Below are 12,183 nucleotides of genomic sequence, written 5' to 3' on the forward strand. Positions count from 1 at the left end.
GAGCCGCGCGAGTCGCCGCGGAACGCATGTGGCCGCGCCACGATCACCATCATCCGCCGAAGAACCCGCCAAGCACTCGTATCAGATAGGCATGATCCAGCACTCCGGCGCTTTCGCGCACACTGTGCATGGCCCACAAAGGATTGCCCACGTCGACCGCGTGCACTCCCAGCGCCGCCGCGACAGTGGGGCCTATGGTACTGCCGCAGCCGAGGTCGGTGCGGTGGGCGTATTGCTGGTAAGGCACGTCCATGGCCTCGCACAGGGTGATGAACAAGGCTTCGGAGGCGCTATCGGTGGCATAGCGCTGATTGGCGTTGGTCTTGATGACCGGCCCGCCGTTCACCTGCACGCGGTGCTGGGGTTCATAGGCTTGGGGGAAATTCGGATGGTAGCCATGCGCCATGTCCGCGCTGATGAAAAAGCTTCCCGCCAGCGCCTGCTTGTAGCCTTGCCAGTCCAATCCCGACAACTGGCTGATCCGACCCAGCACGTCGTCCAGGAAACTGCTCTCCGCGCCGCGCGTGCTCAAGCTGCCCACTTCCTCGTGATCAAACAGGCCGACGACCGCGGTTTGCCGGGGCAAAGGGTTTTCGATCAGGGCCGTGAACGCCGCGTGACAGGACGCCAGGTTGTCCAACTGGCTGTCGGCGATGAATTCCCTGTTCGCGCCCCAGAAACTGCCCGGCTGGGTGTCATAAACATTGAACTCCCAATTGACGATCTCGGCCGGTTCGACCGCCAGGGCGTCGGCCAGCAGGCCGGCGAAATGCTGGTGCGCATCGTCGCCCGCCTCGGCATGGCTCAACAGCAACGGCAACTCGTTCTGTTTGTGCAGTTTGAGCCCTTCCTCGTTGACCCCGCGGTTCATGTGGATCGCCAGATTGGGCAAGCGCACCAAGGGCTGCTCGAAGCGCAGCAAACGCGCTTCCAGCTGATTGCCGGCACGCAGGTTCACACATCCCGCCAGACTCAGGTCGCGGTCGGTGAAGCTGGCGAGTATGGGCCCGCCATACACCTCCACGCCCAACCGCAGCACGGAATCGGCCAGGTGCGCGCATTTGGGCTTGAGACGCAAACCGGGCGAGTCGGTATGCGCGCCGACGATGCGGAAACCGGTCTGGTCGGGCGTGTTTTCGGCCAGACTGAACGCGATCAAGGAGCCGCCGCCGCGCACCACGAAATAACGCCCGCCCGGACTGAGCGACCACCGCTCGGTCTCCTGCAACTGCTCGAAACCGGCGAACAGCAAACGCTGGCCTACCGTGTCGACGGCGTGCCAGGGGCTGGGACTGGCATCGATGAAATCAAGCAAATCTTGGGCGTAGAGGATGGCTTCGGGGGTGGTCTGCATAAAACGGCATTAGGTCAAAGAAATTCAAGGCCGGCGAGCGCAAGTATCGCCTTCCACCACGGCGGCGACAGGCTAGGCCCGTCCCGCCTTGAGTACGGCAAGTTTACAGGCGCTCGACCACGCTGCCCGTCATGGGTGCATGGAGACAACGCCAGGCGGCGGGCAGGGTTGCAGCTACTGGTATGGTCATATTCGTGTTTCTGGTTGCTGATTCTTCGGTGAAAAACTGACGTGCCCCGATCTATGGACAGACGACCGCGTTGCTCGATGCAAAGTTCTTAGGGGCGTATGCCGATGGGCACATAATTGTTGGAGCGTTCGCCGGTATAGATCTGCCGAGGCCGCGCGATCTTCATGCCCGGGTCCTCGACCATTTCCTTCCAGTGCGCGATCCAGCCGGGCAAGCGTCCCAACGCGAACATCACCGTGAACATGTTGGTGGGGATCTTCAGGGCCCGGTAGATGATGCCGGAATAGAAATCCACGTTGGGATAGAGCTTGCGCTCGATAAAGTAGGGATCAGTCAACGCAGCTTCTTCCAAGCCCTTGGCGATTTCCAGGATGGGATCGTGTATCCCCAGATGCTCCAAAACCTTGTCGCAGTATTTCTTGATGATGGCGGCCCGCGGGTCGTAGTTCTTGTAGACACGATGCCCGAACCCCATGAGCAGGAAAGGATCGCTCTTGTCCTTGGCCTTTTCGATGTACTTCTTGTAATTGCCACCCCCATCGGCATGGATGGTTTGCAACATCTCGATCACCGCCTGATTGGCGCCGCCATGCAGCGGCCCCCAGAGCGCACAGATGCCGGCGGATAGCGAGGCGAACAGATTGGCCTTGGACGAACCGACCATGCGCACCGTCGAGGTGGAACAGTTCTGTTCGTGATCGGCATGCAGGATGAACAACACGTCCAATGCCTTGCGGATGGTTTCGTCCGGCACGTATTCCCGCATCGGCGTGGTGAACATCATGTGCATGAAGTTGGACAGATAATCCAGTTCCGGTCGGGTATAGACGAAGGCCTCGCCCACGGAACGCTTATACGCGAAGGCCGCGAGCACCCTCACCTTGGACAACAGACGGGTGATGGCCTGATCGCGTTGCGACTGGGTCTGCTCGGGTTCCAGCAATTGCGGGTGATAGACCGACAGCGAACACACCATGGCCGAGAGTATGGCCATGGGATGGGCATGGCCGGGATAGGACGTGAAGAAGCTCTTCATGTCCTCGTGTATCAAGGAATGGTGGTGCACCCGCTCCTTGAAGCGGGCATATTCGGCCTCGGTGGGCAAATGACCGTAGATCAGGAGATACGACACTTCCATGAAGGTGGAATGCTCGCACAACTCCCCGATGTCGATGCCGCGATAGCGCAATATTCCGGCGTCGCCGTCGATGTAAGTGATGCCCGACAGGCAGGATCCCGTATTGCCGTAGCTCGGGTCCAGGGTGATGTACCCGGTCTGCGCGCGCAAGCGGCTGATGTCCAGGCCTTTCTCGCCTTCGCTGCCTTCGACGACGGGAATGTCGTAGGTTTGGTCTTGCAAAATGAGTTTCGCTGTCGTGCTCATGGGACTACTCGTTCGGATTGAGGTGTCGATCGATCAGGCCGCCGCGCCCGTCGGCCGGAACCGGGCTAATGCCGCGATTATAACCCAGGCCAACTCTGGTTCCGGCGGCGTCTGCCAGTACGGACATAAACACTGCGTTGCGCGCGCTGCCGCTCCCGCATTCGCTCGGCCGGCCCATCGCTGGCTCGCCCTTGCCGCCGGCGATCTCATATCCTCTATACTGCGCCGTGTTTAATTTTTCATGAGGATTACGGATGAGCGGCATTTGCGGTTGGATCGGTTTCGACGCTGAAGCGCCAGTGAAATCTGCAACCTTGTCCCGTATGGTGGGCACGCTGCGCATAGCCCCCGAAGGGACAGCGGTGACGGTCCAGCACAACGGGGTCGCCGGGGCGGCGCTCGGGTGTAAAGCAGACGATCATGGCACCGCCGAATGGAACGGCTTGCGGGCCATCTTTCAGGGCCATCTACGCTGGCGCGAGCAGGACGATCAGGATCTTGCCCGGAAACTCGGCGACGCGAGAGCCCTACTCGAATCCTACAGCCGGCTCGGCCCCGCGTTTTTGCAGCGCCTGCAGGGGCCGTTCGCCCTGGCCATCCTGGATGACTCGCGCGACCGCGCCTTGCTGGCGGTGGACCGCCTCGGCATTCGACCACTTTTTTACAGCCAGCGGCGAGGCACGCTCGTCTTCGCCTCCAACGCGCGCGCCATCAACCGGCATCCCGCCGCCGACGCTAGCCTGTCACCGCAAGCCCTGTTCGACTACCTGTATTTTCACATGGTGCCCGGCCCGCGCTCTATTTATGCGGCCCAGCAAAAACTATTGCCTGGGCAATACCTGCTGTTCGAAAACGGCGAAGTGCGGACGGATTTCTATTGGCAGCCGCGCTTCGAGGAAAACACGTCACTATCGACCGGCCAACTCCGGGAGAATTTTCTACATTCGCTCGAAAACGCCGTACTCCGTGCCTCGGCCGGCGGCGAGATCGGCGCATTCCTGAGCGGCGGAACCGACAGTTCCACGGTGGCCGGACTGCTGCGGAAAGTCAGCGGGCGCGCCGTCGACACCTACTCCATCGGTTTCGAGGCCGAAGGCTTCGACGAAACGGAATATGCCCGCATCGCCGCGCGTCACTTCGATACGCAGGCACACGAATATTACCTGACGCCCCAGGATGTGGTGGACGCGATCTCAAAAATCGCCGCCGCATACGACGAACCGTTCGGCAATGCGTCGGCCGTCCCCGCCTATTACTGCGCCAAGCTGGCCCGAGCCGACGGGCTGGACACCTTGCTCGCCGGAGACGGCGGCGACGAACTGTTCGCCGGCAACGCGCGGTATGCGAAGCAGAAAATTTTCGAAAGCTACCAGGTGTTGCCCTCGGTACTGCGCGGCTCGATACTCGAGCCGCTCGTGTTCAACCACCGCCTGGATGCCTTTCCGCTGGTGGGCAAGGCCCGCAGCTATATCGAGCAGGCCAATACTCCCTTACCCGACAGGCTGGAAGCCTACAACTTCCTCAACCGTTTTCCGCTGGAAGAACTATTCACGGTCGATTTCCTAAATCAGGTCGAGCGTGATGATCCCTTGAATCAATTGCGAGCGACCTACCGGCGGGCCGATGCGGACAGCAGCCTCAATCGCATGCTGTTTCTGGACTGGAAGTTCACCCTGGCGGACAACGACCTCAGGAAAGTCAATCGCATGTGCGAACTGGCCGGGGTGGAAGCGAGGTATCCATTGCTGGACGAAGAACTGGTCGATTTCAGCACGCAACTTCCATCGTCCCTCAAACTGCGAGGCCAGCATCTAAGGTATTTTTTCAAAGACGCCCTGAAAGACTTTCTGCCGCCGGAAATACTGCAGAAATCCAAACACGGCTTCGGCTTGCCTTTCGGACTATGGCTGGGAAGCTACGGCCCCCTTGAAGAGTTGGCGCACGACAGCCTGCAGGGCCTAGGCAAGCGCGGCCACGTGCAGCCGGCATTTCTCGACAAATTGCTAATCCTGCATCGGGAGCACCCAAATTATTATGGCGTCATGATCTGGGTGCTGATGATGCTGGAACAATGGCTGCGAACCGAGGAGAACTTCAGGTCTGCCGCGGAATGACCGGGCGTACGAAGGAGACCGGCCGGGTCTGGATCACTTCCGTTTCAGTTGCCATGGCCGGCTCCGCCAACTGTTTGTCCGCCAGCGTTCTCAAAACAACCAGGATGGCAACCAGGTTGTACATCAAGTCGAAATAAGCCAAGCCTAGAAAAGTGCCGGATGCGGCGTAACCCACCAGACTCACCTGTATCATCGCCGCCATGTCGGACATCCAGCGCATGGAATCCTGCTTCTTGGCGTCGCGAATGATGGAACTACCCATATGCCACGCGGCCAAACCAAACGACAAGAACAGGCCCAACCCTATGAAGCCATGCTCACCCAGCACTTCGAAATAAATGCTGTGGGCGTCATGGACGTCCCAAGGGATCGGGGCATAGGTCGCAAAAAAAACTCTGTCTAGAAAACACTCGAACCCGCCGCCGAACGGACGTACCTTGGCCGAATTGAAGGCCATCCACCAGGCATTGATACGGCCCAGCGCAGATTCGTCTTTCTGATACGTGTTAATGGTGGACATGCGCTCATGCCACGAATCCGGCATAAAGCTCACGATGGCGGGGATGGCTATAAGTAACAAGAGAATGAGCAGTACCTTGTTGCGGCTTTTCACCGCCAAAAAAAGCGACATGGCCCCCATACCCAAGAACGCTCCCCGCGACTGGGTGCCAATGATGGAAAACATGCTCAGGACCATTGCGGCCGTCATACCATGCCTGATCCAGAGTCTACGCGCCGTCAACTGGATATAGCGAAGCAAGGGAATCGTCATAATCAACGCAAGACCAATTTCGTTATTTCCGGCAATAAAAGAACCACCCGGCCCCCATACGCGGTAACCGCCGCCGGTCAAAACGGTAAAAATCCCCCCCTTCACGCCATAAAATCCCAAGGACAACGCAATAACCCATAGCATGGTCTCCAGACGCCATCGGGTATTCATCACCATCATGGTAACCACCGTCATCAACTGGATTTTCCATACCTTATTCCACTGAGCCCAGGCCGATCCGGTATTAACCGCAAAAACCGTCGTCACAAACATCCAGACCACGAATATCACAAGAATTACAGTGACTGGCGACCATGGAATCTTCTTGGGTTCCTTCCAGATCAGCAATCCCCCTAGAATAGCCAAGGCGACCAACATGGCAAATGGGAAATCATGGGCGAACCCCCAAGACAGCTTGTGTGGATTCATATAAGAAAGCCAACACCACAGCAGGATGCCGATGTCGGGCCTAAATACGATTCTAGGCAGCAGCCCGAAGACAATAACGGAAACGAATATATCTCGCATGACCCTTTTACTCTTGCTCGCCCATCCAAATAGGTTGTCGACGGAATAGATTTGCAGACAAAAAACCGGAACGCCCACATGAACCGTTAAATTCGGCTAACATTCCTCGCAAAAAATACACAAGCAAACCCGCACGATACCAAGCATAACATGCCACGCAATAAGGATTGCCGTTATTATCGATAGATTTTATGTCAGTTTCAGCACAAGCTTCTTGTAAAACGGCTTTTGCTGCTCAACAATCAGCGAAAGCACACCGACCCAAAACATCGTGATAATCATAACAACCTGCCAGGACTTAAAGTAGCAGAAAACAAACACGAGCAAAGGGTAATGAAATAGATACAAAGAAAACGTAAACGACGCGAAAATCCTTATTGGCTTTTCAAAAAAAACAAACAATACGCCAACACTTTCCCGCATCATAAACAAGCCGGCAAAGAGCGCCATAAACAACAAAGATAAAACATAATCGGCCACAAACCTTTTGCTCCAGCCTAAAATCTCATTGGATGCGTCGACCCCGCCCCAAAAACCGGAAGATTCAATGAATATATAATCGTCTATATTTTTATATCTAATTACGGCATACAGCGCCAGCGACGCCATGGTAACAATCAACCCCAATACAAAGCTCTTAACCAATCGGCCGTGCCACCTGAAACACCATACGCCCAACAACCATATAGGCATCAACAAGGCAATTTTAACCCCAGCCACGGCCGCGACCAATAATAGCGCCAAGGCTCGTTTCAATCCGCTGAGATAAAAAACAACCCCGTAGGCAACGTAATACCAAACCTCATAGCTGACGGACCAATAGGGGCCATTGGTAGGAACCGACACTGTCGAAAGGAACGAATTGTTCAAAAAAAATGCGCTTACACCCAATACCCGCCACCAGTCATGGATCACATACTGATCGTAATAATCAGGATTAAATTCATGACCGATCCATATAAGCGCAAACACCAGCAGCAACGAAGCAACTGAAACCGGCAGTATTCGTGCAACCCTGGCAGCGACATACTCTCTTAATGTTACCTCTTTATTGGTCGTAACATATGCGATAACAAAACCGGATAACATGAAGAAAAAAATGACTGCATCATGTCCAAAGGAGGCAAGAAAGGACAAACTCTTAACGTCAAGCACTTGCTCAACATGGCTGATAAACACCAAAACCGCGGCCAAAAATCTAGCCAAATCCAGAAATATGGAAATACTTCTTTCCATCCGAGCCTCGCGAGCATTTTTTGTAGTCAATAGAAACATCCCATCGGGGCCATTGGACGGGCCTATGGGCTGCCATGTTCGCTTACTTAGCATCCATAAGGCTTTTGCAAAGTGAAAAACATAGGTCAGCCGAGGAGCGGCTAGACCGGCATGCTTTCATGTCCCCCGGAAAGCCCAGGGCGGAGCGTAACACCGAAGGCTGGTGCGATAGCGCCGTCCGTAAGTGATCTGCAAGACAATCCCGAAAGACCGGCAAGTCATCTCGGCGCGACGTTAGGCGATGGAGGGACGGCCGGGCGGGGCGCCGTAGGCAATCACTGTCCCGCAAAATGCGGCCGAGCGGCGTCGTGAACGCCGTTAGGCATGGCACTTTCGTGGGACACGCTTGCTTCATCGACCGCCGCGTTCCGTCATAAGACGGTACTCCGCACACAACTCGTCGACCCTTTTTTCCCAGCCATTGGCCTTGGCATGGCCAACAATTGCGTTTCGATCCCAGTCCATGGCCAACGCCTCCACCATCGCCTGCGATAGCGCGTGTTCGTCTCCATAAGGCACCACCGTACCCAGACGCCCATCGCAGACAACCTCCCTATTTCCGCCGACATCCGTGGTCACCACCGGCAAGCCGCAGGCCATCGCTTCGAGAAAAACATTGGCCCAGCCTTCGTTTGCGGTCGCCAGCACAAACACATCGGATGCGGACAAAGGTAGCCGCAATTGATCCGAGGGCAATGCCCCCAAAAAGCGGACATGGTCCTGCAATCCCAACTCAACAACCTGCGCCCGTAGGACAGCGCTCATATCGCCCTCCGGCGAGCCGCCTCCGACCACCAGATAAATCAGTTCCGGGTACCGTTGGACCAGTTGGGGCAGGATCGCAATCACCCGGTGGAAGCCTTTGCGCGGCACCAGACCGCCAACCGAGATCAGCACCTTGGCATTTTCCGGAATATTCAGTTCTCGGCGGGCCTCTTGCCTGCCCACGGGAAAAAACTTCTCGCAATCGACACCATTGCCCACCACTTTTATTTTTTCGGCGGGTATACCGAGCGTCACGGCATGACGTTTGAGGGAGTCTGATACGGAAAATAATCGTGGTGCGGAATGCATGGCCTGAATCATACGCTCGCGACGCCCCGGAAAACGGGCCAGAGGAATCTCCGTGCCACGCACGGTGATGGTGACGGGAACAGAAAACCAGCGGCCCAGCAAAGTGGCGGCATAGCCGTCCGGATAGGCGAAATGGGCGTCGATCACCTGAAAATCGAAGCGGCGCTTAAGCCGTCGCAGCGTCAGATAACTGGACGCAGCCAAAAAGAAACCGTCCCACGACTTGAACAAGCCCGGTACGGAGAAAAAACGGGGGTGGAAGACCTCTATGCCGTTCTGGACTTCAAATCTCGGAACATTCGGTCGGAAGCCGGGCCGCCAGATGCGGAGCGCACCCTGAAAGGGAAACCACGGCACCGGGGAAACCACCGCCAGGGGATAGCGCTCAGCCACCCGGAACATGCGTTCACGGATGAACACCCCGGCATTCGGTTGCGAGGCATTCGGAAACAAGCTTGAAAAAACCAGCAGGCGCGGCAAATTGTCGTCCTTCATTGCACACTCGGCGAGCCAAACAAACCGCGGAGAATACCCGATGCGCGGGACTTGAAAAACACAATGCCGACAACGCCGCGCTGACGTCGGGCCAAGCCGCCCTATTCATAATCGCGCCTCGTCACGAAATCATGACGCTCAGGCCGCACTCGCGGCAATGGCAGTGACATCTAGCGTACACCAGCCGGGCTTCTCGCTCGGCATCCTGAGTAAGCCGCTACCTCTACTCGCCGAGCGACTTGTAGCATCAGCAAACGCGGCCGACTCGCCGGAGCGCGTAGCGGTCGCCGGCGATATTAATCCCATCCTCATCGAATCTTAATCTTCTCCCCAAGCCTCCCCTCATTTTCGGCTCTTAAGCTAGTGCCCAACGATCCCCCCACCCTTTTCGGGGGGCGACCGCACACTCGATTAATGAGGGTAAAAAGATGCCGATCGGCTTCGGACACTTATTCAGACAAGGCCTGTTCAGGCGCTATGGTCACACGACCATCGTGCTGCTGCGCCTGCTCGACGTCGCCTTGCTCTTCGCCGGCGGCTGGGCGGCTTATTTCCTCTGGCTGGAACACTGGAACATCGACGAGGACTACCGCGTGGCCCTGGCCGTGGGCCTGCTGGCGGCCATCATCCTGTTCGAGATCACCGGCGTCTACCGGCCCTGGCGCGGCAGTCTGCGCGGCGATATCGGCCGCCTGCTGCGCGCCTGGACGTTCGCCCTGCTCGCCGTCGTCGGCGTGGTGGCGATCGTCCGCTCGCAGATCTGGTTCGGTTCCAGCTACCGCTGGATCGCCACCTGGGGCGTGCTGGGACTGACCGCGATGGCGGGCGCCCGTTTGATCCTCGCCGCCGTCCTGCGCCGGGCGCGGGCGCTGGGCTGGTTCCAGGGCCGCATCCTCATGGTCGGGCTCAATCCCATGGCCATCGCTTCGGTAAAGCAACTCGACGACAGCCCCTGGGCCGGCCTGCAGGTCATCGGTTATCTGGACGACCGCGCAGAACCGCGCTTCACGGCCGAAGGCGCTAGCCTGCCCAGGTTGGGCAGCCTGAACGAGGTCGCCGAGATCGTGGCGCGCGAATCGGTCGACGAAGTCTGGGTGGCCTTTCCCTTCCGCGGCGAGGCGCGCGCCGAACAGGTGCTGCACGCCTTGCGCCATCTGCCGGTGAGCATACGCCTGGTGATCGACTGCTTCGCCTTCCGCATGAGCAAGTTCCTCAACCTCAACGAAGTGGCCGGCATCCCCACCCTGGACATCTCGGTTTCGCCTCTGCACGGCATCAACCGCTACATCAAGGAATTCGAGGACCGCAGCCTGGCCCTGCTGGCCTTGTTGCTGGCCAGCCCGCTGATGGGGCTGATCGCCCTGGGCGTGAAGCTGAGTTCGCCGGGCCCCGTGTTCTACCGCCAGGTGCGCGTGGGCTGGAACAACCGCCCCTTCACCATGCTCAAGTTCCGCTCCATGCCGGTGAACACCGAAGCCCAATCCGGCCCGGTGTGGGCCAAGCCGGGCGAGAACCGCGCCACGCCTTTCGGTTCCTTCCTACGCAAGTCCAGCCTGGACGAACTGCCCCAGCTCATCAACGTGCTGCGCGGCGACATGTCCCTGGTCGGACCGCGCCCGGAGCGCCCGGATTTCGTCGAAGTGTTCAAGGACCAGGTCCCGCAGTACATGAAAAAGCATCTGGTGAAGGCCGGCATCACCGGCTGGGCCCAGGTGAACGGCTGGCGCGGCGACACCGACCTAAACCGCCGCATCGAACACGACCTTTACTACATCCAGAACTGGTCTCTGTGGTTCGACCTGGAGATCGCCCTGCGCACCGTGGTCCACGGTTTCGTCAACAAGAACGCCTACTGAGGAAACAAGATCATGAACGACTCCATCCGCAAACTGGTGCTGGTCTTGCTGCTGCTGACGCTGGCCGGCTGCGCCCTGTCCCCCGGCATGAAGCGCAGCGACGAAAACCTGTCCGACCTGGAACTTCCGCTCATGAAGGACGGCAAGCTGACGACCGGCAAAGTCAAGGTGACGCCGGTCACCGCGCAACTGATCGTCGAGCGCGAGAGCGCGACCAAGCAGGCGATCCAGATACCCAAGCCGGAATCCGCGTCCGACAGCTACCGCATCGGGCCGCGCGACCGCTTGTTGATCACCGTCTGGGAGCACCCCGAACTCAACGATCCGGGCGCCGAAAAAATCCAGCCCGAACAGGCCGGCAAGGTGGTGCAGGACGACGGCACGGTCTACTACCCCTACATCGGCAACATCCCGGTGGGCGGGAAAACGGTGCCCGAGGCGCGCGAGCTGCTGACATCCGAGCTTTCCAAGTATTTCAAGAAGGTGAAGCTGGACGTACGCGTCATCGCCTATCTCGCCCACCGGGTCTACGTGGTCGGTGAGGTCAAGAACCCCGGCATCCAGTCCATGGTGGACACCCCCCTGACGGTGGGAGAAGCCATCAGCCGCGCCGGCGGCTCCACGCTGGAAGCCGATCTGAGCCACGTGACCCTGTCGCGCGAGGGCAAGACCTATCCGTTGGACCTGCTGGCCCTGTACGAGCAGGGCCACGGCGGGGAAGACGTCTATCTCAAGGACGGCGACGTGCTCAACCTGCCGGACCGCCGCCAGAACCGGGTCTTCATGATGGGCGAAGTGCAGAAGCAACAGGCCCTGCAGATCAACAAGGGCCGCATGACCCTGGCCGAAGCGCTGTCCGATGCCAGCGGCGTCAACTTCGACACGTCCAACCCGGAAGACATCTACGTGATCCGCGCCGCCCAGGCCACCCCGGAGATCTTCCATCTGAACAGCGATTCGCCCGACGCCATGGTCCTGGCCGACCGCTTCGCCCTGCAGCCGCATGACGTGGTCTATGTCGGCACCGCCGGCGTCACCCGCTGGTCGCGCGCCATGAACCAGTTGATCCCTTCCACCCTGGGGCAATTCATGACCCGCGGCGCGTTTTACGGCATGTGAATCTCCCGCTCCCTCTAGGAGA

The 12,183-nt window shown here is 58.4% G+C and carries 9 protein-coding genes; 3 read left to right on the forward strand and 6 right to left on the reverse strand.

Going from position 1 to position 12,183, the window contains the following annotated elements:
* Positions 1-49 precede the first annotated feature (49 nt).
* From JWZ97_RS07180 to JWZ97_RS07190, 3 genes are all read right to left on the reverse strand, one after another.
* Entirely contained in the window at positions 50-1,354 is a 1,305-nt protein-coding gene (locus tag JWZ97_RS07180; protein WP_205434098.1) for a M18 family aminopeptidase, read from the reverse strand.
* Between the two features lie 278 nt (positions 1,355-1,632).
* Positions 1,633-2,928 (reverse strand): citrate synthase, encoded by a 1,296-nt coding sequence (locus JWZ97_RS07185; RefSeq protein WP_205434099.1) that lies wholly within the window; start codon positions 2,926-2,928, stop codon positions 1,633-1,635.
* 4 nt (positions 2,929-2,932) lie between these two features.
* Complete coding sequence (locus JWZ97_RS07190; protein ID WP_205434100.1) at positions 2,933-3,193, reverse strand: hypothetical protein; 261 nt, start codon at positions 3,191-3,193, stop codon at positions 2,933-2,935.
* On the opposite strand from JWZ97_RS07190, the gene asnB reads away from it, so the two are divergent.
* The gene (gene asnB, locus JWZ97_RS07195; RefSeq protein WP_205434101.1) at positions 3,183-5,042 is read left to right on the forward strand and encodes an asparagine synthase (glutamine-hydrolyzing); all 1,860 of its coding nucleotides are present in this window, start codon (positions 3,183-3,185) and stop codon (positions 5,040-5,042) included. The two genes, JWZ97_RS07190 and asnB, sit on opposite strands and share 11 nt — an antisense overlap.
* On the opposite strand, the gene JWZ97_RS07200 is transcribed toward asnB, so the two are convergent.
* The 3 genes from JWZ97_RS07200 to JWZ97_RS07210 form a co-directional block, all read right to left on the reverse strand.
* Positions 5,023-6,342, reverse strand: coding sequence for a putative O-glycosylation ligase, exosortase A system-associated (locus JWZ97_RS07200; RefSeq protein WP_205434102.1), 1,320 nt, complete (start codon positions 6,340-6,342; stop codon positions 5,023-5,025). The two genes, asnB and JWZ97_RS07200, sit on opposite strands and share 20 nt — an antisense overlap.
* Positions 6,343-6,531: 189 nt before the next feature.
* A complete protein-coding gene (locus JWZ97_RS07205; RefSeq protein ID WP_205434103.1) occupies positions 6,532-7,608 on the reverse strand; it encodes an acyltransferase in 1,077 nt (358 codons plus the stop codon).
* A gap of 360 nt (positions 7,609-7,968) precedes the next feature.
* Positions 7,969-9,186 carry a glycosyltransferase gene (locus JWZ97_RS07210; protein ID WP_205434104.1) on the reverse strand — a complete coding sequence of 406 codons (1,218 nt, stop codon included), beginning with the start codon at positions 9,184-9,186 and terminating at the stop codon, positions 7,969-7,971.
* A 428-nt stretch (positions 9,187-9,614) separates the two neighbouring features.
* On the opposite strand from JWZ97_RS07210, the gene JWZ97_RS07215 reads away from it, so the two are divergent.
* Both JWZ97_RS07215 and JWZ97_RS07220 read left to right on the forward strand, forming a co-directional pair.
* The gene (locus tag JWZ97_RS07215; RefSeq protein ID WP_205434105.1) at positions 9,615-11,042 is read left to right on the forward strand and encodes an undecaprenyl-phosphate glucose phosphotransferase; all 1,428 of its coding nucleotides are present in this window, start codon (positions 9,615-9,617) and stop codon (positions 11,040-11,042) included.
* A gap of 12 nt (positions 11,043-11,054) precedes the next feature.
* Positions 11,055-12,161, forward strand: coding sequence for a polysaccharide biosynthesis/export family protein (locus JWZ97_RS07220; RefSeq protein ID WP_240342525.1), 1,107 nt, complete (start codon positions 11,055-11,057; stop codon positions 12,159-12,161).
* The last annotated feature ends 22 nt before the right edge of the window (positions 12,162-12,183 follow it).

This window comes from Methylococcus sp. EFPC2, from assembly GCF_016925495.1.
Classification (GTDB): domain Bacteria; phylum Pseudomonadota; class Gammaproteobacteria; order Methylococcales; family Methylococcaceae; genus EFPC2.